This window comes from Piscinibacter sp. (assembly GCF_050175855.1).
Lineage (GTDB): Bacteria > Pseudomonadota > Gammaproteobacteria > Burkholderiales > Burkholderiaceae_C > Piscinibacter.
In genome coordinates, this window is sequence record NZ_JBFXIO010000016.1 from 1 (window position 1) to 20,804 (window position 20,804).

Genomic DNA, 20,804 nt, shown 5'->3' on the forward strand with positions numbered 1-20,804 from the left:
GGCCGCCTCGAGATCATCGACCGCGGCGAGATGCTGTGGCGGCCCGCGGCGGTGACGGCCGCTGCGCCGGCCGCCGGCGAGGTCAGGCCGCCTGCAGAGACGGCACCGGCGTGAGCGCCACCGGCAGGGCGCCCGCCGTGCCGCGGCCGATGCCCAGGTATTCGAAGCCGAACGACTGCATCAGCGCCGGGTCCCAGAGGTTGCGGCCGTCGAACACCAGTCGCTGGCGCAACAGGTCGCCCAGGCGCTGGAAGTCGGGGCTGCGGAACTCTCGCCACTCGGTCACCAGCAGGAGCGCGTCGGCGCCGCTGGCGGCGTCGTAGGGCGTGGCCGCGAGCTCGACGCCGTGGCGCCAGCCGTGGTGCGCGGCGAAGGCGGGCATGGCCACCGGATCGAAGGCGCGGATCCGCGCGCCGCGCGCCAGCAGCTCGTCGATGATCACCAGGCTGGGCGCCTCGCGCAGGTCGTCGGTGCCCGGCTTGAACGACAGGCCCCACAGCGCGAACACGCGGCCGCGCAGGTCGTCGCCGAAGCGCGCCACGACGCGCTGCGCGAGCAGCCGGCGCTGGGCGTCGTTGACCTGATGCACAGCGCCGAGCATGGCCATCTCGAGGCCCGACGTCTGGCCCATGCGGCGCAGCGCCTTGACGTCTTTCGGGAAGCACGAACCGCCCCAGCCGCAGCCGGCATAGAGGAAGTGCGTACCGATGCGCGGGTCGCTTCCGATGCCCTGGCGCACCAGCTCGATGTCGGCACCGAGCTGCTCGGCCAGCGTCGCCATCTCGTTCATGAAGCTGATGCGCGTGGCCAGCATCGCATTGGCCACGTACTTGGTCATCTCCGCGCTGCGCACGTCCATCACGAACAGGCGTTCGTGGTTGCGCTGGAATGGGGCGTACAGCGCGCGCATCAGCAGCGTCGCCTGCTCGTCGTCGGCGCCGACGATGATGCGGTCGGGCCGCATGAAGTCCTCGATCGCCGCGCCTTCCTTGAGGAACTCGGGGTTGGAGACCACGGCGAATGGCAGCACGGCGGCACGCCGGCGCAGCTCGGCCTCGATGGTGCGCCGCACCCGGTCGGCGGTGCCCACCGGCACGGTGCTCTTGTCGACCACCACCTTGTAGTCGCGCATGTGGGCGCCGATGGTCGTGGCCGCGGCGAGCACGTGGTCGAGGTCGGCCGAGCCGTCCTCGGCGGCGGGCGTGCCCACCGCGATGAAGATCAGTGTGCCGTGCGCCACGCCGCGCGCGGCGTCGGTGGTGAAGTCCAGGCGCCCGGCGGCGGCGTTGCGCGCCACCAGTTCGGCCAGGCCGGGCTCGTGGATCGGCATCTCGCCACGGTCGAGCGCCGCGACGCGGGATTCGTCGACGTCGACGCAGACGACGCTGTTGCCCATCTCGGCCAGGCAGGCCGCCGTGACCAGGCCGACGTAGCCGGCTCCGAAGATGCAGACCTTCATGCGGGCTCTCCTTGCAGCTGGGCTAGCGTGGTGGGCAACGGCACGGCCGCGCGCATCAGCTGGGCCTCGAGGATGTCGGGCACTTCGAAGACGGCGCGGTTGTGCAGCGCGCCGACGCGCTGGCGCAGGGCCGGCAGATCGGCGATCAACGCCTCGACGGCCTGCGGCAGCTGCCGGAGCGAGCCGATGACGCGGCCCACGCCGTGCTGCTCGACCCAGCGCGTGTTGAAGCGCTCCTGCGGCATGGTCCAGGCGTTCGAGAAGGTGACCACCGGCAGGCCCATGTGCAGCGCCTCGCTGAGGCTGCCCGGCCCGGGCTTGCCGACGAACCAGTCGGCCAGCGCCATGGTCCGCGCCACCTCGCGGGTGAAACCCAGCACGGCGTGCGGTGCGGGGCGCCGCAGGCGGCGCAGGGCATCGGCGAGCGCGGCGTTGTGGCCGCACATCAGGATGAGTTGCCGGTCACCCAGCAGCCGGGCGATGCGCAGCATCTGCATCGAGCCCTGGCCGCCGAACATCACCAGCCCGGTGGGCCGTGTCGGGTCCAGCCCCAGCGCGGCCAGCGCACGCTCGCGGTCGACGCGCATCGGCGCGTGGAACGAGGGGTGCAGGATCATGCCGCTGGTCAGCGAGAGCTGGTCGTTGCGGTAGCCGGCGGCGCGCGCCTGCGCCAGCGCCTCGTCGGTGCCGCAGACGACGTGCTGGGGCAGTTCCGGCTCGATCCAGAAGTGAGGCGGGTGGTCGGCCATGTCGGTCAGCACCGTCACGAACGGGACACCCGGCAGGGCCCCGGCGAGCGACTCGCCGAGTGCGCGGTTGAAGTTCGGGATCAGCGAGACGACGATGTCGGGCTCGCTGCGCAGCCAGTGCTGCTGCAGCGTGCGCACGAGCGAACTGTGCGCCATGCGGATCACGCCCTGCAGCAGCTTGAGCTCCTGGGCCATGCCCAGCGTCCAGCCGCGCGCGAGGCGCTTGTTGTAGAGATCTTCCGGGTCCATGCCGGTGGCGCGCCGGAAGCGGCCGGCCGGATCCAGCACCTCGGTGAGGTTGACCAGGCGCACCTGCCAGGGCCGCTGCTGCAGCGCAATGGCCTCCTGCAGGGCCAGCGCAGCCGCGCGGTGCCCGCCGCCGGCGTTGAAGTAGACGAGGTCGACGGTCTTCATGGCGCGCATCGTCGGCACGCGGAGTGACGCGGCCGTGAAGGCGGGGCGACAGCGCCGTGACGCTCAGGCCGGCAGGCGCAACAGGGGCTCGCCCATGCGGATGCGCAGGCCCTGGGCCACGCCGGGGGCCAGCGAGAAGCCGGGCGGCGCGAAGACGATGATGGTCGAGCCGTGCTCGAACCAGCCGAGTTCCTGGCCCTTGGCGACCGGCTCGTGGCACGGGATCTCGTTCGGCCCGCGGTAGCGCAGGTGCAGCCGCAGGTCGGGTGCGTGCAGGCGCAGGCTGGCCACCAGGATCGCCGCCACCGGCACCAGCGCCACCGGGTGGCCACTGCGCGCGAGGCGCAGGCGCAGCACGGCACGCTCGTTGCGGCAGAACAGCCGCTCCACCCGCGCCAGGGCGATCGGGTTGACGTTCCAGGTGTCGCCGCTGAGGTAGGTGACGTGCTCCAGCGTCGCATCGTGCGGCGCGTGGAAGCGGTGGTACATCGCCGAGGTCAGGCGCAGCGTCACGAAGACGCCGTCGTGGAAGGGCGTGCTGTCCTGCGTCGGGCCGAACAGCTCGCCCATCTCGTACGGGAAGCCCTTGGCCTGGAACAGCTGCGTGCCGCGCACCGGCCCGCACTCGCCGACGATGGCGTCGCAGGGGCTGGCGAAGACCTCCGGTCGCGCATCCACCGTCCGCGCGCCCTCGCGCAGCTCGCGGGTGAAGCACGCGTGCAGGCTGGCGAAGCGCTGCTGCTTCGCCTCCGAGAGGTCGAGGTCGGTGAACAGCCGCCATACCGCGATCGACGCTCGCGCCAGCCACGGGCTCTCGATGCGGCTGAAGCGGCCCATCAGCCGCGTCAGCGCGATGCGCGGCACGCGGTTGGTGAGCAGGAAGTTGAGGTCTTCCTGCTGGAAGAAGCGACGCAGGGCGTGCAGATTCATGAGCTTGTCAATCAAGACGGGTAGACAGGCGCGGTCGCAACCGGACCGCAACATGGAAGAAACCTTCGCTCTCTCGGCCGTCGCCCTCGGCCTGCTGGCCTGGACGCTGCCTGCAGCGCACCGGCGGCTGCAGCTGTCGCGCGCCAAGCACCGCTCGCTGGCCGGCCATGCGCGCATCGCCAAGCGCATCGCCTCGCTGATCCCCGGCTACGCCTACGACGAAGCGCGCTTCTTCGGCTCCGACGGCGCGCCCGACGAGGTGCAGGCCCGGCGCCGCGCCGCGTTCCGCCGGCTCGCCGAGGACTTCGCGCAGCGCTGGCCGAAGACCGCCGCCGCCACCGCCGAGGCGCGCGAGGGCCTGTCGGACCTGCAGTTCACCGGCAGCTACCGTGTGCCCTTCCAGTACAGCCCCTACCTGCGCGAACACCTGAAGCTCGGCAGCTTCCTGCGCGCCAGCGACGGCATGCAGGTGGAAGACCTCGACGGCAACCGCTTCTTCGACCTCACCGGCTCCTACGGCGTCAACCTGCTGGGCTACGAGACCTACAAGGCCTGCATCGACGAGGCGGTGGTCTCGGCGCGCGCCCTCGGGCCGGTGCTCGGCCAGTACCACCCGGCGTTGCTGGACAACGTGCGCCGGCTGCGTGAGATCTCCGGCCTCGACGAGGTGTCGTTCCACATGTCGGGCACCGAAGCGGTGATGCAGGCCGTGCGCCTGGCCCGCTACCACACGCGCCGCACCCACCTCGTGCGCTTCACCGGCGCCTACCACGGCTGGTGGGAGGACGTGCAGCCCGGGCCCGGCAACCCGCTGCCACCGCGCGAGACCTACACGCTCAAGGACATGGACGAGCGCAGCCTGCAGGTGCTGCGCAGCCGGCGCGACATCGCCTGCGTTCTCGTCAATCCGCTGCAGGCGCTGCACCCCAATAGCGCGGCGCCCGGCGATTCGTCGCTGGTCGACAGCACACGGCGCGCCGGCTTCGACCGTGTCGCCTACACCGCCTGGCTGCGCCGCCTGCGCGAGGTGTGCAGCGAGCGCGGCATCGTGCTGATCTTCGACGAGGTGTTCGTCGGCTTCCGCCTCGCGCCGGGCGGCGCGCAGCAATACTTCGGCGTGCGCGCCGACATGGTCACCTACGGCAAGACGCTGGGAGGCGGCCTGCCGGTCGGCGTGGTGTGCGGACGGCGCGAACTGATGAAGCGCTACCGCGAGGACCGCCCCGTCGACATCTGCTTCGCGCGCGGCACCTTCAACGCCCACCCCTACGTGATGACGGCGATGCGCGCCTTCCTCGAGCGGCTCGACCGGCCCGAGGTGCAGGCGCTGTACGGCGGCCTCGACGCGCGCTGGGACGCCCATGCCCGCTCGTTCAACGAGGCGCTGGCGAAGGCCAGCGTGCCGGTGCGCGTGGCCCACCTGTCGACGATCTGGACGGTGCTCTACACCCAGCCCTCGCGCTACAACTGGATGCTGCAGTTCTACCTGCGGGCCCACGGCCTGGCGCTCAGCTGGGTGGGCACCGGCCGGCTGATCTTCAGCCTGGACTACGGGCCGCACGAGGTGGCGCAGGTGCGTGAGCGCTTCGTGGCGGCGGCGCGGCAGATGCACGAGGACGGCTGGTGGTGGCACGACCCGGCGATGTCCGACCGCGGCATCCGGCGCAGCCTGCTGCGCGAGATGCTGCACCAGCGCTTCTGAGGCTCAGGGCCGGTGCCGCACGTGCGGCATCGGGTCGAGCAGTTCGCCGCGCAGCAGGTGCAGCGGGGCCCTGTGGTACAGCGCGATGTCGTGGAAGGGGTCGGTGAGGATCTTCGCCAGCCAGACGAAGCCGGTGCGCGCCCGGTCCTGCTTCCACAGCTGGCCGACGCGAAACGCCAGCCCGACGATGGCCAGGGCCAGCCAGGCACTGCCGACGTCCCGCAGGAGGCCCATGACGCCTTCGGCCGGCTCGATCAGGCCGAACAGCGAGGGCTCGAACCACAGCACTGCCGGGATCAGCAGCCACACCGCCAGCAGCACGGTCTTGCGCTGCATGTTGTAGCCGACCTTCACCTCTTCCTTGTACTCGTCGGTGACCTGGTTGACGTGGTCGAAGCCGCGCGGCTCGAAGAAGAAGTGGCCCGACTGGCGCGTGACCATCGAGACGCACCAGCCAACGATGGCCGCCATCGGCGGGTCGATGAACAGCAGCACGTAGGCGACCACGAAGCTGATCGCGCTGACGAAGTGCAGGCTCTGGTTGATGCGGCTCTGGTGGTAGTAGCGGTGATCGTCCCAGCGCAGGGTTTGCAGCTCTTGCAGGAGTTGATTCACGGATGCCCTCGACAACGGTGGATGGGTGACGCGATCGTGACGCCCGTGCATGAAACGCACGTGACGGGCACCGTGTCATCGAACCGTCGCGCCACATCGCCACGATGCGCACATGGAACCAGCGCCCGAAGCCGGACTCGTCGTCGACCACTTCCCGGCGGCGGCGCGCTCGCTGCGGGTGGCCTGCGTCACCGAGACCTACCCCCCCGAGGTCAACGGCGTGTCGCTGACGGTGGCGCGCATGGTCGAGGGCCTGCATGCGCGCAACCACGACGTGCAGCTGGTGCGCCCGCGCCAGGAAGGCGCCGACACGCCCGACCGCGGTGACCGCTTCCACGAGGTGCTGCTGCGCGGCATGCCGATCCCGCGCTACCCGAGCCTGCGCATGGGCATGCCCTCCAAGCGCACGCTGGTCAAGCTGTGGACGCTGCAGCGGCCCGACGTGGTGCACATCGCCACCGAAGGCCCGCTGGGCTGGTCGGCGCTGCAGGCCGCACTGCACCTCAAGCTGCCGGTGTGCTCCGACTTCCGTACCAACTTCCACAGCTACACCCAGCACTACGGCATCGGCTGGCTGCGCAAGCCCATCATGGGTTATCTGCGCAAGTTCCATAACCGCACCCTGTGCACCATGGTGCCCACCGAGGGCCTGCGCCGCGAACTGCGCTCCGAAGGCTTCGAGCGGCTGGAGGTGGTGACGCGCGGCGTCGACACGCGTCAGTTCGACCCCGCGCGGCGCAGCGCGGCACTGCGGGCGAGCTGGGGTGCGGACGACGACACGCTGGTGGTCTGCTGCGTCGGCCGGCTGGCGCGCGAGAAGAACCTCGACGTGCTGATCGACGCCTTCCGCGCCATCGAGCGGCGCGTGCCCTCCTCGCGCCTAGTGCTGGTGGGCGGCGGGCCGCTGGAGCAGGAACTGCGATCGGCCTGCCCGGGTGGCGTCTTCGCCGGCCAGCGCCGCGGCGACGACCTGGCCGCGCACTACGCCAGCGCGGATCTGTTCCTCTTCCCCAGCCTGACCGAGACCTTCGGCAACGTCACCACCGAAGCGATGGCCAGCGGCCTGCCGGTGGTGGCGTTCGACTACGCCGCAGCCGCGCAGCTGATCGACCACGACGCTCAAGGCGTGCGCGTGCCCTTCGGCGACGGCCGCGCTTTCGCCGAGGCGGCGCTGGCGCTCGCCTTCGACCCGGCCCGCCGCGAGCGGCTCGGCCGCGCGGCGCGCGAGCGTGCGCTGCTGTTGGACTGGTCGACGATCGTGCAACGCTTCGAAGGCGTGCTCACGACGGTGATCCGCGAGGCCGCGGGCGCACAGGGGCTTCCCGCCAAGGCGGCACCCGGGCTGCACGCCTGATTCAGACGGCTGCCGGCGCGACGCGCGCGCGGCGCATCAGCACCGCGATGGCCAGCGCCAGCAGCAGCCCGAAACCCCACATCAGCGGCACGATCGGCAGCTCCAGCGCCACCAGGCCCGCGTAGACCGCCAGCATCGCCAGGATGCTGGCGTTCTCGTTGAAGCCCTGCACGGCGATCGAGCGGCCGGCCGTCAGCAGCAGGCAACCGCGGTGCTGCAGCAGCGCGTTCAGCGGCACCACCATCAGGCCGCCCACCGCACCGGCCAGCAGCAGCAGCGGCACGGCCAGCCACAGGCTGCGCGTGCTGGCCACCAGCGGCAGCATCAGGCCGAGCGCGACGCCGAAGGCGAGCATGCGGCGCGCGTCGGCCAGCGCCACGAAGCGGCCGGCCAGCGCGGCCCCGGCGACCACGCCCACCGCCACCGCCGCCTGCAGGTAGCTCGATTGGTGCAGCGGCAGGCCCAGGTGCTCCTGCGCCCAGCGCAGCACCACGAACTGCAGCGTGGCGCCCGCGCCCCAGAACAAGGTGGTGGCGGCCAGCGACAGGCCGCCCAGCGCATCGCCCCACAGCGTGGCATTGCCGGCGCGAAAATCGCGCAGCAGCGCGATCGGATGGATGGAGCGGCGCGCATAGCGCGCGCCGCTGTCGGGAATGCCGATGTTGAGCCAGGCGGCCAGCGCATAGACGGCCAGCAGCAGGTGCAGCGCCGAGACTCCGGAGGCGGCCAGCCCCGCCATCGCCGGGCTGACCAGCACGCCGCCGGCCACCGTGCCGAGCAGCACGGCACAGACCACCGTCACTTCCAGCCAGCCGTTGGCCGCCACCAGCTGCTGTGGCGTGACCAGTTCGGTGACCAGACCGTATTTGGCCGGCGCATAGGCCGCGGCGCCGAAACCCACGACGACGAAGGCGGCGATCGGGTTGGCGCCGGCCAGCAGCGCGAGCACGCCCAGCACCTTGACGCCATTCATCCAGGCCATCAGCCGCGCCTTCGGGAAGGCGTCGGACAGCGGCCCGACCACCGGCGCGAGCAGCACGTACGACAGCGTGAAGCCGAACTTCAGCAGCGGCGCCCACCAGGCCGGCGCGCCGCGCTGCTGCAGCAGCGCCATGGTGACGATCAGCAGCGCGTTGTCGGCCAGCGCGGAAAAGAACTGGGCGGCGATCAGCCGATGGAAGCCCGACGGCAAGTGCGCCGCCGGCACCTCAGCGCGCGCCGGCGAGGTTCCAGGACTTCAGCGCGCGCATCAGCGGCCGCTTCTTCGCCTGGTGGCTCTGCATGCGGCGCAGCACGTCGTCGAGCGTGCGCATGGCCTCGAGGATGTGCGCGCCCTTGTTGAGCATCACGCACTCGGCACGCTCGCCCATCGCCGCGTCGGTGATCTCGGCGCGCGAGGCCAGGCCGCGCTTGGCCAGCGATTCCAGCACCTGCGTGGCCCAGACCACGGGCATGTGCGCCGCCTCGCAGGCCCAGAGGATCTCCTCCTGCACCTCGGCCATGCGTTCGAAGCCGCACTCCACCGCCAGGTCGCCGCGGGCGATCATCACGCCGGCCGCCCCGGCGCCCATGGCCGCGTACAGCAGTTCGGGCAGGTGCTCGAAGCCGCGCCGGGTCTCGATCTTCAGCATGATCGCCAGCGCCTGCGCGCCTCGCGCGGCGAGCTCGGCGCGCAGCATGCGCACGTCGTCGGCGACCTGCACGAACGACAGCCCGACGATGTCGGCATGGCGCGCGGCGACGTCGAGGTCCTCGCGGTCCTTCGCCGTCAGCGCCGGCAGCGCCAGTGCGCTGTCCGGCAGGTTGATGCCCTTGTCGGACAGCAGGTCGACGCCTTCGTCCGGCGCATCCGTGATCTCGACATCGACGCCGCGTGCCGCCACGCGGCGGATCACGCCGCCGATGCGGCCGTCGTCGAACCACACCCGCTCGCCCTTGCGCACCTGGTCCAGCACTTCCGGCAAGGTGCACGGCACACAGGCCGGCGCGACGCGCCGGTCGTGTTCGCCGTGGCTGCCGCCATGGCCGAGGCCATCGCGGGTCAGGCGCAGCGTGTCGCCGCGGTACAGGCGGATGCGGCCCTGCGCCGGCGGCAGGCCATGTACCGGGGTATCGGGAGTGGGCACGTCGCGGCCATGCAGGCGCAGCCAGGTGCCGTCCGTCAGGTAGGCGGTCTGGCGGCACTCCAGCAGCACGCCGCCGGCGCGCTCGTCGATCACCGTCATGCGGCGGTCGGCCGCGCGCGCGTCGACGAAATCGATGCGGTCGCCGGCACGCAGCTGCTCCAGCCAGAGCGGATCGACCTCGATCACCGCGCCGGCGCCGAACACCGGCACGCGGCTGCCGACGGCGCGCAGACCCACCAGCGCCGGATGGGTCAGCTGGCCGTAGTCGTCTCGGCGCGGCTTGATCTTCAGCACCGCCGGACCGGCGGCGATCGGCCCGGTGCGGATCTTCGGGCCGGCCAGGTCCATCAGCACCTTCACGCTGCGGCCGCCGGCGGCCGCCGCGCGCCGCACGTGCGAGGCCATCGCCATCCAGGCCGGCGCATCGTCGTGCGCGCAATTGATGCGCGCCACGTCCATGCCGGCGTGCACCAGCGCGCCGATCAGCGCGGCATCGTGTGCCGCCGTGGAGGGCAGCGTCACCATGATGCGCACGTCGCGCCCGGCCGGTGGCGCGCCGAACAGCGCCTCGGTGCGCCCTTCCAGGTGCTGGCGGCCCGAGCCGAACCCGGCCGGCTCGTCGCCCGACTGGTTCTGCCATGGCCGGCCGGTCAACACGTGCAGCAGGCCCAGCACCTTGTCGAGGTTGGCCAGCACGTGGCTCTCGCTGCGGCCCAGCGACGAGAGCCCCAGCCGCGCCAGCCGCTCCTGCAGGCCGCGCAGGTCGGTGCCGCGCAGCGCGAGGTAGTGCGCCAGGTTGCGTGCGCTCGGCGCTCGTGGCTCGCCGGCCTCGGCGATCCAGGCGGCGAGGCCGCGTTCGTGCTCGAACATGGCCTGGCGCAGGGCCAGCAGTTCGTCGATCAGCGCGTGGCAGGCGGGGGCGTCCCAGCCGCCGCCGGCGTGCGCAGCCTGCACCGCCGGATCCATCAGCATGTCCATGCGCGTGAGTGTGGGCGGCGCATGTGGCAGGTGTGTAGGCCCGGTTTCGTATAAACTGTATAAATCATTTATTCGTAAGGAACCCCAGCCCATGGCCACCCGCCCCCCCGCCACCAAGACCCGCCCCGCCGCGAAGAAGACGGCGGCTGCCCCGTCGGCCCGGCCTGCCAAGGCGAAGAAGGTCGTGGCCCCGGCCGCGAAGTCCGCCGTGAAGCCCGCCGCCAAGCCGGCCACGCCGGCGCCGACCGCGCCCAAGGAAGTCAAGACCAAGGCCAAGCTGGTGCGTGACAGCTTCACCATGCCGCAGGCGGACTTCGCGCTGATCGGGGCGCTGAAGGAGCGGGCGATCGGCTTCAAGCGCCCGGCCAAGAAGAGCGAACTGCTGCGCGCCGGACTGCAGGCGCTGGCCGGTCTGAACGACACCGCGCTCAAGGCCGCGCTCGACGCGCTGGCGCCGCTCAAGCCGGGCCGCCCCAAGAAAGGCGCCTGAGTCGCCGGGCTACGGGCGGAAGCCGTGCTCGGCCAGCCGCTCGTCGACCTCCGCTTCGGCGTCCAGCCAGTCGTCGAGATCGTTGCCGGGCGCGAAGCCTCGCGCCTGGGCGCGGAAGTAGGCGGCTTCGGAGATCAGTTCGTGCCGGCGCTCCGGCGGGAAGCCGGCCAGCTCCGCCGATACCGACAAGTCGATCAGTGCTTCTGCGTGCGAGGTCATGCCGAGATTCCAGGGTGAGTGATCGGTGGGACGGGCGTGCGCGGCAGCAGCGGCGCATCGAGCACCGCATGCGTCGCGCGGCCGCGAACGGCGTCGCGCCAGGAGCCGGCGTCGAAGCGCAGCATGGCCACGCCGGCGCTGGGCAGGTGGGTGATGGCCGTGGCGAAGTGGCGGCCCAGGTCGGCGAGCTCGGGGTTGTGGCCGACCACGGCAGCATGGGTGTACTCGTCGTCGAACCCGGCCACGAGATCGAGCAGGCGCCGCGCACCGCCTTCGTAGAGCCGATCGTCGGCGCGCACCGCGTCGCCGCGCAGGCCCGCCGCCTCGGCCAGCACGCGCGCCGTGGCCATCGCCCGCTGCGCGGGGCTGGACACGATCAGTTGCAGCAGACCGCCATGGTCGCGCGCGCAGCGCGCCAGCCAGGCCAGTTCACGCTCGCCGCGCGCGTCGACGGGCCGGAATCGGTCGGCCAGCGACATGTCGTCGCAGCCGGAGCTGGCGTGGCGAACGAGCAGCAGGGTCTTCATGCGGCGCAGTGTTGGGCCGCCATGTGACAGTCACGTTTCAGAGGCGACCACGCCCGCGCCGGGCGTTGATATTCCGCAATCGCCGGTCGCGCGATCCTCGACGATCGCGTTCCACCATCGCTCGAGCGTGGCCACGGCCTCATCGAGCGAACCGTCGTTGACGATGCGCAGGTCAGCCTGCGCGGGCGGCGCTTCTCGGACGATCCGCGCCGCCCGGCCTTCGGCATCTTCCCGCGAGCGATCGTGCAGGCGCCTCTGGCGCAGGGCTGCGGGTGCATCGATCTCGACCACCCGGGCCTGCGGCGCGACGGCGCGCAACTGCGCCAGGTGTTCGCGCGAACCGTTCATCACCACCCAGCCGCCCGCGGCCAGCGCGGCGAGCTCGCCGTGGCGAATGCCATAGTCGAGGCCGTGCGCCTGCCAGTGGAAGGCGAACGCGCCCGCCTCGCGGGCGGCCGCGAAGGCACATGCGCCGATGCTCTCGTGGGCTTCGTGCACATCGGCCGGCCGCGTGATCGTGCGCCTCACCCGATGCGGCCGGGCGGCTCTGGGCTGGCCCCGCAACCAGGCCGAGATCACGCTGTCCTTGCCCGCGCCGGAGGGGCCGACGACCACGATCAGCCGCTGCGAGGCATCGGCAAGTGACGTCATGCCGGCGCCAGCGGAAAGCGGTGACGCAGTTCGAACGGCGCGCCCGGCGCCGGCTCGACGAAGACGCACAGCGCATCGCAGCGAAGCGGCACGGCCAGCGCCGTCTCGAAGTGGGCGCGGGCGGCCTCGCGCAGCGCGTCGACCCGTGCCACCGGCCAGCCGGCGACGCTGTCGCTGAGCGTCATGTGGAAGCGCCAGTCGTCGAGCACGTGGGCATAACCGTAGTGGTCGACGTGCTCGAGCTGCCGCTCGCTCATGCCGGGCTGCGACTGGCGCTGGCGTTCTTGGGGCGTGAGGGGTGCGCGCCAGCGGTCGAGCCGCAGCACGCAGTCGTCGGCCAGCCGGCGCAGAGGATGATCGGCGTCCAGCGCGCGGCGCGTCGCCAGCGCCAGGAAGTCGTCGACACGTGCCACGTCGAGCCCCGGCATCTCGAAGGCGGCGTGGCCGGCGGCCAGTGTCGCCACGTCGTCCAGCCAGCGCGATTCGCAGGCGCCCTCGTGCAGCCGCATCGGCGCCTTCAGCGTGGCATGCCAGCCGTAGCGCCAGGGCGAGCGCACCGCCTCGCGGGCCGGCGGCGTTGCCGGCACCTCGCGCGGATCGCGGCCCAGCCAGGCGCAGCCGGCTCGCCACAGCGGATGCTCGGGCGCAGGCGCGAAGTACACCGCGTGGCGCCAGGCGTCGTGCTCGTTCATGCGTCGTGCGCCACGCTGAGCTGCACCGCATCGGCGGCGAACAGCGTGCGCCCGGCCTCCACCGGCGCGCCCTCGCTGTCGACACTGACGAACTGCACCACCAGCACCGGTTCGGTGGCGGAGCGCGCCAGCGCATCGGCTTCGGCAGCGGTCGGCAGGCGGCACGACACCGTGCTGCTGGCGCGCTGGTAGTCGACCACCCCGAGCCGGCGCAGCGCCGCGGTGATCGAGCCGGTGGCGGCGAACGCCGCGGCCATGCCGTGCAGGCGCGCCGCGGGATACACGGTGGTGCTCAGCCCGATGGGCCGGCCGCGAACCGCGGCGCGGGTGTACAGCACCTCGACTTCGTCGCGCGTGCCCAGGCGCAGCGGTGCCGCCCACTCGCCAGCGACGAGTGTCTGGTGCGCCAGCAACTGCCGCTGGGCGCGCTCGCCCGCCTCGGCGAGGTTCTCCGTCAGGCGCGTGCGGCGCTTCAGCGCGTAGTCGAGCACCAGCTCGCGCACGAAGGTGCCGCGGCCCTGCACCACGCGCAGGTGCCCTTCGTGCACGAGCTGCCGCACCGCCTGGCGCAGCGTGTGCCGATGCACCTCGAAACGCTCGGCGAGCTGTGATTCGTTGGGCAGGCGGGCGCCAGGGGCGAAGCGGCCGCTGGCGATGTCGTCACGCAGTGCGGCGGCAATCTGCGCCCATCGCGCTGCCGGTGCGGCGGCGTCTTCGCGCGCATTCGAGAGGTCGATCGTGTCGTGAAGCATGGTCAATAAACTGTCACGGGGCATGCGGATACTGCCCGGCATCCTGAGTCGTCTAGATGACATCCGCATGACCGAATCCGTTTCCGCCACGCCGCAGCAGCGCGCCGACTGGCTGCGCGTGCTGGCCCGCTCCGGGGCCGACGAGCTCGAGCGCCTGGCTGCGCCGGTGCTGGCGGACTATCGCTTCGAGACGCTGCGCGCCCCCGAGACCGGCCTGACCATGGTGCGCGCGCGCATCGGCAACCGCGGCGACCGCTTCAACCTCGGCGAGGCCACCCTGACGCGATGCGCGGTGCGCCTGCGAACCGGCGATGGCTGCGTGACCGTGGGCGTGGGCCACGTGCTCGGCCGCGACGAGGCGCAGGCGCAGCGCATCGCCCAGCTCGACGCGCTGCTGCAGCGTGACGGGCTGCGCCCGCTGCTGATGCGCGACCTGATCGAACCACTGCGCCGTGCGCGGCAGGTGCGTGACCACGACCAACGCGCGCGCACCGAGGCCAGCCGCGTGCGCTTCTTCGCGCTGCAGCCGGAGACCAACGCATGAGCGCCGTGCTCGCCGACCTGGGCCGTGGCTTCGGTCAGCCCGTGCACGACGCGCAGCGGGTGTTCCGCGCGGTGCTGGAGGCCATGTCGCGCCCCGGGCGCGTGCAGGCACTGCCCGCCGCGGTGCTGGACGCGCTCGAAACGCCGGGGCTGGGTCGAGCGACTACCGCCGTGCTGCTGGCGCTGCTCGATGCCGAGACGCGCGTGTGGCTGCATCCGTCGCTTTACAGCGAGGCGGCCCGGGCCTACCTCTCGTTCCACACCGGCGTGCAGCATGTCGACGAAGCGCATCGCGCCAGCTTCGCCGTGATCGAGGCCGACCATGCCACGCCCGCCCTGTGGCACGAACTGGCGCGCGGCAGCGATGCCGTCCCCCAGGACGGCGCCACGCTGATCGTCGAGGTAACGTCACTCGACCAGGGCCTGGCGCTGGCGCTGCGCGGGCCGGGCGTGGAGACGGTGCAGACACTGCGCGCCGGCGGGCTGCACGCCGGCTTCTGGCAGGCGCGCCGCGACCTGGAGTCTGCCTTCCCGCTCGGCATCGAGCTGATCCTCACCTGCGGCGACCGGCTCGCCGCGCTGCCGCGCAGCACGCGCGTGTCGCTGGAGGGCTGACGCATGTATATCGCCGTCAAGGGGGGCGAGCAGGCGATCGCCGCCTCGCTGAAGCTGCTCGCACAGGCGCGCCGCGGCGACCCGGCCGTGCCGGAACTGCAGGCGCCGCAACTGCGCGAGCAGCTGCGCCTGCTGGTCGACCGCGTGATGGCCGAGGCCTCGCTGTACGACCCCGACCTGGCCGCGCTGGCGCTCAAGCAGTCCCGCGGCGACACCACCGAGGCCGTATTCCTGCTGCGCGCCTACCGCACCACGCTGCCCCGCTGGGGCTTCAGCGAGCCGGTGGACACCTCGCGCATGCGCGTACAGCGGCGCGTGTCGGCGATTTTCAAAGACGTGCCGGGCGGCCAGCTGCTCGGGCCGACCTACGACTACACCCAGCGCCTGCTGGACTTCGATCTCGCAGGCGCCGGCGCGGCGCCCGAGGCCGTGACGCCCGCGGCCATCGACGCCCTCGAGACACCGCTGGCCAGCCCGATCGACGAGCTCGCTGCCCAGGGCCTGATCGAGCCGTGCGAGCCGAGCGAGGGCGACCCCGAGCCGCCGGACATCACCCGCGATCCGCCGGCCCATCCGCTGCCGCGCACGGCCCGTCTGCAGATGCTCGCCCGCGCCGACGAGGGCTGGGTGCTGGGCATGGGCTACTCCACGCAGCGCGGCTACGCCTACACCCACCCCTTCGCCGGCGAGATCCGCTTCGGTGCGCTCCCGCTGGAGATCGTGCCGGACGAACTCGGCTTCGCCATCGAGATCGGCGAGATCGAGCTGACCGACTGCCAGATGGTCAACCAGTTCGCCGGCAGCGCCACGCAGCCGCCGCAGTTCACCCGCGGCCAGGGCCTGGTGTTCGGCCATGGCGAACGCAAGGCGATGGCGATGTCGCTGGTCGACCGGGTGATGCGCGCGGACGAGTTCGACGAGCAGGTCGCCAGCCCGGCGCAGGACAGCGAATTCGTGCTGAGCCACGGCGACAACGTCGAGGCCTCCGGCTTCGTGCAGCACCTGAAACTGCCGCACTACGTGACCTTCGAGTCGGAGCTGCTGCTGGTGCGCGCGCTGCGCGAGGAGCGCAAGCCATGAACGGCTACAACTTCGCCTACCTCGACGAGGGCACCAAGCGCATGATCCGCCGCGCGCTGCTCAAGGCCGTGGCGATCCCCGGCCACCAGGTGCCCTTCGGCTCGCGCGAGATGCCGCTGGCCTATGGCTGGGGCACCGGCGGCATCCAGGTCACGGCCGCGGTGATCGGGCAGGACGACGTGCTCAAGGTCATCGACCAGGGCTCGGACGACACCACCAACGCCGTCAACATCCGCCGCTTCTTCGCCCGCACCACCGGCGGCCGCACCACCGAGCGCACCGCCGAGGCGACGATCATCCAGACGCGCCATCGCATCCCCGAGCGGCCGCTGACCGAGGCGCAGATCCTCGTCTACCAGGTGCCGCAGCCCGAGCCGCTCTACAAGCTCGAGGCACGCCGGCGCGAGACGCTGAAGCTGCACGCCTTCGCCGAGTACGGCCTGATGAACGTGAAGCTGTACGAGGACATCGCGCAGTGGGGCCGCATCGACACCACCTACGACTACCCGGTGCTGGTGAACGGCCGCTACGTGATGTCGCCCTCGCCGATCCCGAGCTTCGACAACCCGAAGATGCACCGCATGCCGGCGCTGCAGCTGTTCGGCGCCGGGCGCGAGAAGAGGCTCTACGCGATCCCGCCCTACACCGATGTGAAGAGCCTCGACTTCGACGACCACCCGTTCCGCATCGAGCCGCAGGGCCACGCCTGCGCCCTGTGCGGCTGCACCACCAGCTACCTCGACGAGATCCTGATGGAAGACGGCAGCACGCAGTGGACCTGCTCCGACACCGACCACTGCCGCGAGCAGCAGGAGGCCCGCACATGAGCCATCCGGTACTGCGTGTGCGAGGGCTGTGCCACCGCTTCGAAGGTGCACACGACGGCGCCTGGGCCGTGCGCGAGGCGAGCTTCGAGCTGCATCCGGGCGAGGTGCTGGCGATCGTCGGCGAATCGGGCTCGGGCAAGTCGACGCTGCTGAACTGCATCGCCGGGCGGCTGGCGCCGGCCGAAGGCCAGGTGCTCTACCGCTGCCGCGACGGCCGGGAGGTCGACGTGCACCGCGTCGGCGAACGCGAACGGCGCGAACTCTCGCGCACCGAGTGGGGATTCGTCGAGCAGCAGGCCCACGAGGGCCTGCGCATGAACGTCAGCGCCGGGGCCAACGTGGGCGAGCGGCTGATGGGCCAGGGCGAACGCCGCTATGCGGCGCTGCGCGACACGGCCACCCGCTGGCTGGCCCGCGTGGAACTCGATCCGGCGCGGCTGGACGACTCGCCGCGCGAGTTCTCCGGCGGCATGCGCCAGCGCCTGCAGATCGCGCGCAACCTCGTCACGCGGCCGCGCCTGGTGCTGATGGACGAGCCGACCTCGGGGCTCGACGTCTCGGTGCAGGCCCGGCTGCTCGACCTGATTCGCCTGCTGGTGGGGCGGCTGCACCTCTCGGCCATCGTCGTCACGCACGACCTCGGCGTGGCGCGGCTGCTGGCACACCGCACGCTGGTGATGCGCCAGGGCCGCATCGTCGAGCAGGGGCTGACCGATCGGGTGTTCGACGATCCGCAGCACCCTTACACGCAGCTGCTCGTGTCGTCGGTGGTGAGCGCATGAACCCCGTCCTCGACATCGCCGGTGTGCGCAAGCGCTTCACGCTGCACCTGCGCGACGGGCTGCAGCTGCCGGTGCTCGACGGTGTCAGCCTGCAGGTGGGCGCGGGCGAGTGCGTGGCGCTGGTCGGGCCGTCCGGCCGCGGCAAGTCGACGCTGATGAAGTGCCTGTACGGCAGCTACGCAGTGGACGAAGGCGCGCTGTGGCTGCACCGCGCCAGCGGCGAACGCATCGACCTCGCGCGAGCCGAGCCGCGCCAGATCCTGGCGCTGCGCCGCCGCGAGATCGCCTACGTCAGCCAGTTCCTGCGCTCGCTGCCTCGCCAGCCGGCGCTGGACGTGGTGGCCGAGCGCCTCCTGGAGGCCGACCCGACGGACCCGGAAGCCGACGCCGACCCGCTCGACGACACGCCCTACCTGGCTGCGCTGGAGGCGGCACGCGAGCGGGCCGGCGCGCTGCTGGCGCGGCTGAACCTGCCACCCGGCCTGTGGGGCCTGCCGCCGGCCACCTTCTCCGGCGGCGAGCAGCAGCGGGTGAACATCGCCCGCGGCTTCATCGAGCCGGCGCGGCTGCTGCTGCTCGACGAGCCCACCGCCTCGCTCGATGCGGCCAACCGCCGCGTCGTGATCGAGCTGATCGAGGAGGCCAAGCGGCGCGGCAGCGCCATCGTCGGCATCTTCCACGACGAGGAGGTGCGTGACTCCGTGGCCACCCGTCGCTTCGACTTCACCGAGAGCTGAGCATGGACGAACAGATCTTCACCAACGCCCGCGTGGTGCTCGGCCAGGAGGTGCTGCCGCGTGCGACGGTGCGTGTGGCCGGTGGCCGCATCGCGTCGATCGAGTCCGGCGCCAGCGCGCGGCCCGGTGCGATCGACGTCGACGGCGACTGGCTGCTGCCCGGCCTCGTCGAGGTGCACACCGACAACCTCGAGCGCCACGTGATGCCGCGTCCGAAGGTCACCTTTCCGATGCGCGCGGCGGTGCAGGCGCACGATGCGGAGCTGGCCGCCGCCGGCATCACCACCGTGCTCGACGCCATCGGCGTCGGCGACCCGTACGGCGACGGCTTCCGCTCGCGCGACCAGAGCGCATTGCTGGGCGTGCTGGATCAGCTCGAATCGGCGAGCGCGCTGCGTTGCCAGCACCTGATCCACGTGCGCTGCGAGCTGCCGGCGCCCAATGCGCAGGAACTGTTCGAGCCCTTCGCCGGCCACCCGCGGCTGCGCCTGATCTCGCTGATGGATCACACGCCCGGACAGCGGCAGTGGACCGACGTCGAGCAGGCACGCATCTACTACACCGGCAAGAAGGGCTGGAGCGACGCGCAGTTCGACGAGGAAGTGCGCATCGCGCCGCAGCGCCAGGCACGGCATGCCCAGCCGAACCGCCGCTGGTTCGCCGACTTCGCCCGCGCGCACGGCGTGGCGCTGGCCACCCACGACGACACCACGCTCGAGCATGTCGAGGAGGCGCGCGCGCTCGGCGCCTCGATGAGCGAGTTCCCGACCACGCTGGCCGCGGCGCGCCATGCGCACGCGCACGGGCTGAAGACCATCGCGGGCGCACCCAACGTCGTGCGTGGCGGCTCGCACTCCGGCAATGTCGCCGCGGCCACGCTGGCGCGCGAAGGCGTGCTCGACGGGCTGTCGTCCGACTACGTGCCGGGCAGCCTGCTGCAGGCAGCCTGGGTGCTGCACCGCGAGGCCGGCTTCTCGCTGCCGGAGGCGATGCGCGTGGTGACACGCGGCCCGGCCGAGGCGGCCGGCCTGCACGACCGCGGCGAGATCGCGACGGGGCTGCGCGGCGACCTGCTGCGCGTGCGCGAGGTGGAAGCGCACCCGGTGGTGCGCGAGGTCTACGTGGCGGGGCGGCGGGTGGCCTGAGCTCAGGCCACGTTGCCGGCGCCGATGCCGGTCTTCGAATCGAGGAACGGGCGCTCGCGCAGGTCTTCGAGCAGCGCGAGGTACCAGTCGATCGAGGGCGTGCGGCGCCCCGGTTCCTTGGCCAGGTCGTCCCAGCGGCGCAACTGCACCGCCTCGCGGGCGAACGGCAGGTCCTCGAAGCGTTCCATCTCGTCGTCGCGCATCGGCCCGCCCTGCAGCGCCAGCGAGTGCACCGAGGCCGGCGAGAGCGAACGTGCGTAGGCGTCGTCGATGCGCACCAGGTAGCGCTTGGCCTGCACGTGCAGGCGCACCGGCTCGGTCACCGCGGCATCGAAGCCCTCGGCGAGGAAGGGCACCACCAGTTCCTCGTGGCGGTCGTCCACGTGGTCGTTGCGGGCCACCGCCTCGGCGGCGAGGAAGTGGCCGACGTCGTGCAGGAAGGCCGCCGCCACCAGGCTCGAATCGGCGTGGGCCCATTCGGCGAGCTGCGCGCACTGCAGCGCGTGCTCCAGGGCGCTGATGGCCTCGCGGCGCGCGCCCTCGTAGGGCACATGGCCGTGGCTGGCGAAGAGCCGGTCGATGCGCTCGACGATGTCCATGGCGGTTCTCCGTTCGAATCGGGTCAGAGCAGGCTCTTGCGCAGCCGGGACGACACCAGGTCGATGAACGACACGCAGGCCACCAGCATCAACAGCACCGCAGCGGTCTGCGCATACTGGAACCCGCGCATCACGTCCCACAGCACCATGCCGATGCCCCCGGCGCCGACCATGCCGACCACCGCAGCCGAACGCACGTTGGACTCGAAGCGGTACAGCGTGTAGGACAGCCACAGCGGCATCACCTGCGGAATCACGCCGTACAGCACTTCGTGCAGCGGGTTGGCACCCGTCGCGCGGATGCCTTCGACCGGCTGCGGATCGATGGCCTCGACCGCCTCGGAGAACAGCTTTCCGAGGATGCCGGTGGTGTGCACCCACAAGGCCAGCACGCCGGCAAAGGGCCCCAGCCCGACGGCCACGACGAACAGCAGCGCGAACACCATCTCGTTGATCGCGCGGCTGGCATCGAGCATCAGGCGCACCGGCTGGCGCAGCCACCACGGCGCGATGTTGGCGGCCGCCAGCAGACCGAGCGGCACGGCGCAGGCCACCGCCAGCGCGGTGCCCCACAGGGCGATCTGCAGGGTGATCAGCATCTCCTGCAGGTAGTGCCGCCAGTCCTGGAAATCCGGCGGGAAGAAGCTGCGCGCGTAGTCGAGGATGTTCCCCGAATCGCGCAGCAGCTCCAGCGGCCGCATCTCGGCGCCCCGCCACGAGGCCGCCAGCAGCGCCAGCAGCACGCCCCAGGCCAGCAGCGTGGCCAGGGAGGGCCGCGGCGGCTGCGGCAGCGCTTCCGGCGCCGGCAGTGACGTGAT

Annotated in this window: 23 protein-coding genes; 10 read left to right on the forward strand and 13 right to left on the reverse strand. The window is 71.9% G+C overall.

Features of this window, described 5'->3' with window-relative positions; translation table 11 throughout:
* Window positions 1-82: 82 nt before the first annotated feature.
* The 3 genes from AB7U92_RS02665 to asd form a co-directional block, all read right to left on the reverse strand.
* Window positions 83-1,459 carry a UDP-glucose dehydrogenase family protein gene (locus AB7U92_RS02665; protein ID WP_428574462.1) on the reverse strand — a complete coding sequence of 459 codons (1,377 nt, stop codon included), beginning with the start codon at window positions 1,457-1,459 and terminating at the stop codon, window positions 83-85.
* On the reverse strand, window positions 1,456-2,622 hold the full coding sequence (locus AB7U92_RS02670; protein ID WP_428574464.1) for a glycosyltransferase: 1,167 nt from the start codon (window positions 2,620-2,622) through the stop codon (window positions 1,456-1,458). The genes AB7U92_RS02665 and AB7U92_RS02670 overlap by 4 nt, the downstream gene beginning before the upstream one ends.
* A 63-nt stretch (window positions 2,623-2,685) precedes the next feature.
* Window positions 2,686-3,552 (reverse strand): archaetidylserine decarboxylase, encoded by an 867-nt coding sequence (gene asd, locus AB7U92_RS02675; protein WP_428574466.1) that lies wholly within the window; start codon window positions 3,550-3,552, stop codon window positions 2,686-2,688.
* A gap of 52 nt (window positions 3,553-3,604) precedes the next feature.
* Here asd and AB7U92_RS02680 point away from each other — a divergent pair, with 52 nt between their 5' ends.
* On the forward strand, window positions 3,605-5,254 hold the full coding sequence (locus AB7U92_RS02680; RefSeq protein WP_428574468.1) for an aminotransferase class III-fold pyridoxal phosphate-dependent enzyme: 1,650 nt from the start codon (window positions 3,605-3,607) through the stop codon (window positions 5,252-5,254).
* 3 nt (window positions 5,255-5,257) lie between these two features.
* On the opposite strand, the gene AB7U92_RS02685 is transcribed toward AB7U92_RS02680, so the two are convergent.
* Entirely contained in the window at window positions 5,258-5,869 is a 612-nt protein-coding gene (locus tag AB7U92_RS02685; RefSeq protein WP_428574470.1) for a hypothetical protein, read from the reverse strand.
* A 112-nt stretch (window positions 5,870-5,981) separates the two neighbouring features.
* On the opposite strand from AB7U92_RS02685, the gene AB7U92_RS02690 reads away from it, so the two are divergent.
* Window positions 5,982-7,223: a glycosyltransferase family 4 protein gene (locus AB7U92_RS02690; protein WP_428574472.1), complete on the forward strand. Its 1,242-nt coding sequence runs from the start codon at window positions 5,982-5,984 to the stop codon at window positions 7,221-7,223.
* Window position 7,224: 1 nt separating this feature from the next.
* On the opposite strand, the gene lplT is transcribed toward AB7U92_RS02690, so the two are convergent.
* Together lplT and AB7U92_RS02700 are read right to left on the reverse strand one after the other, a co-directional pair.
* A complete protein-coding gene (gene lplT, locus AB7U92_RS02695; RefSeq protein ID WP_428574474.1) occupies window positions 7,225-8,415 on the reverse strand; it encodes a lysophospholipid transporter LplT in 1,191 nt (396 codons plus the stop codon).
* 16 nt (window positions 8,416-8,431) lie between these two features.
* Window positions 8,432-10,327: a pyruvate kinase gene (locus AB7U92_RS02700; RefSeq protein ID WP_428574476.1), complete on the reverse strand. Its 1,896-nt coding sequence runs from the start codon at window positions 10,325-10,327 to the stop codon at window positions 8,432-8,434.
* Window positions 10,328-10,418: 91 nt separating this feature from the next.
* On the opposite strand from AB7U92_RS02700, the gene AB7U92_RS02705 reads away from it, so the two are divergent.
* Window positions 10,419-10,817, forward strand: a complete 399-nt coding sequence (locus tag AB7U92_RS02705; RefSeq protein ID WP_428574478.1) for a hypothetical protein — start codon at window positions 10,419-10,421, stop codon at window positions 10,815-10,817.
* 9 nt (window positions 10,818-10,826) lie between these two features.
* On the opposite strand, the gene AB7U92_RS02710 is transcribed toward AB7U92_RS02705, so the two are convergent.
* The 5 genes from AB7U92_RS02710 to phnF are packed head-to-tail and all read right to left on the reverse strand — an operon-like array spanning window position 10,827 to window position 13,658.
* Window positions 10,827-11,036 (reverse strand): DUF2934 domain-containing protein, encoded by a 210-nt coding sequence (locus AB7U92_RS02710; RefSeq protein ID WP_428574480.1) that lies wholly within the window; start codon window positions 11,034-11,036, stop codon window positions 10,827-10,829.
* Entirely contained in the window at window positions 11,033-11,563 is a 531-nt protein-coding gene (locus AB7U92_RS02715) for a SixA phosphatase family protein (protein ID WP_428574482.1), read from the reverse strand. The genes AB7U92_RS02710 and AB7U92_RS02715 overlap by 4 nt, the downstream gene beginning before the upstream one ends.
* A gap of 30 nt (window positions 11,564-11,593) precedes the next feature.
* Window positions 11,594-12,178 carry a phosphonate metabolism protein/1,5-bisphosphokinase (PRPP-forming) PhnN gene (locus AB7U92_RS02720; RefSeq protein WP_428574484.1) on the reverse strand — a complete coding sequence of 195 codons (585 nt, stop codon included), beginning with the start codon at window positions 12,176-12,178 and terminating at the stop codon, window positions 11,594-11,596.
* 32 nt (window positions 12,179-12,210) lie between these two features.
* Complete coding sequence (locus AB7U92_RS02725; protein WP_428574486.1) at window positions 12,211-12,906, reverse strand: DUF1045 domain-containing protein; 696 nt, start codon at window positions 12,904-12,906, stop codon at window positions 12,211-12,213.
* Entirely contained in the window at window positions 12,903-13,658 is a 756-nt protein-coding gene (phnF, locus tag AB7U92_RS02730; RefSeq protein ID WP_428574488.1) for a phosphonate metabolism transcriptional regulator PhnF, read from the reverse strand. Before phnF ends, AB7U92_RS02725 begins: the two co-directional genes overlap by 4 nt.
* Window positions 13,659-13,725: 67 nt before the next feature.
* On the opposite strand from phnF, the gene phnG reads away from it, so the two are divergent.
* From phnG to AB7U92_RS02765, 7 genes are read left to right on the forward strand one after another with little or no spacing between them, the layout of a single operon-like run.
* Complete coding sequence (phnG, locus tag AB7U92_RS02735; protein WP_428574490.1) at window positions 13,726-14,202, forward strand: phosphonate C-P lyase system protein PhnG; 477 nt, start codon at window positions 13,726-13,728, stop codon at window positions 14,200-14,202.
* Window positions 14,199-14,816, forward strand: a complete 618-nt coding sequence (gene phnH, locus AB7U92_RS02740; RefSeq protein ID WP_428574492.1) for a phosphonate C-P lyase system protein PhnH — start codon at window positions 14,199-14,201, stop codon at window positions 14,814-14,816. Before phnG ends, phnH begins: the two co-directional genes overlap by 4 nt.
* 3 nt (window positions 14,817-14,819) lie before the next feature.
* The gene (locus AB7U92_RS02745) at window positions 14,820-15,896 is read left to right on the forward strand and encodes a carbon-phosphorus lyase complex subunit PhnI (protein ID WP_428574494.1); all 1,077 of its coding nucleotides are present in this window, start codon (window positions 14,820-14,822) and stop codon (window positions 15,894-15,896) included.
* On the forward strand, window positions 15,893-16,723 hold the full coding sequence (locus tag AB7U92_RS02750; RefSeq protein WP_428574496.1) for an alpha-D-ribose 1-methylphosphonate 5-phosphate C-P-lyase PhnJ: 831 nt from the start codon (window positions 15,893-15,895) through the stop codon (window positions 16,721-16,723). The genes AB7U92_RS02745 and AB7U92_RS02750 overlap by 4 nt, the downstream gene beginning before the upstream one ends.
* Window positions 16,720-17,505 (forward strand): phosphonate C-P lyase system protein PhnK, encoded by a 786-nt coding sequence (phnK, locus tag AB7U92_RS02755; protein ID WP_428574498.1) that lies wholly within the window; start codon window positions 16,720-16,722, stop codon window positions 17,503-17,505. Before AB7U92_RS02750 ends, phnK begins: the two co-directional genes overlap by 4 nt.
* Entirely contained in the window at window positions 17,502-18,242 is a 741-nt protein-coding gene (phnL, locus tag AB7U92_RS02760; protein WP_428574500.1) for a phosphonate C-P lyase system protein PhnL, read from the forward strand. Before phnK ends, phnL begins: the two co-directional genes overlap by 4 nt.
* A gap of 2 nt (window positions 18,243-18,244) precedes the next feature.
* Window positions 18,245-19,387 (forward strand): alpha-D-ribose 1-methylphosphonate 5-triphosphate diphosphatase, encoded by a 1,143-nt coding sequence (locus AB7U92_RS02765; RefSeq protein ID WP_428574502.1) that lies wholly within the window; start codon window positions 18,245-18,247, stop codon window positions 19,385-19,387.
* Between the two features lie 2 nt (window positions 19,388-19,389).
* Here the strand turns inward: AB7U92_RS02765 and AB7U92_RS02770 are convergent, their stop codons facing one another.
* Together AB7U92_RS02770 and phnE are read right to left on the reverse strand one after the other, a co-directional pair.
* Window positions 19,390-19,986: an HD domain-containing protein gene (locus AB7U92_RS02770; protein WP_428574504.1), complete on the reverse strand. Its 597-nt coding sequence runs from the start codon at window positions 19,984-19,986 to the stop codon at window positions 19,390-19,392.
* A gap of 23 nt (window positions 19,987-20,009) precedes the next feature.
* Complete coding sequence (phnE, locus tag AB7U92_RS02775) at window positions 20,010-20,804, reverse strand: phosphonate ABC transporter, permease protein PhnE (protein WP_428574518.1); 795 nt, start codon at window positions 20,802-20,804, stop codon at window positions 20,010-20,012.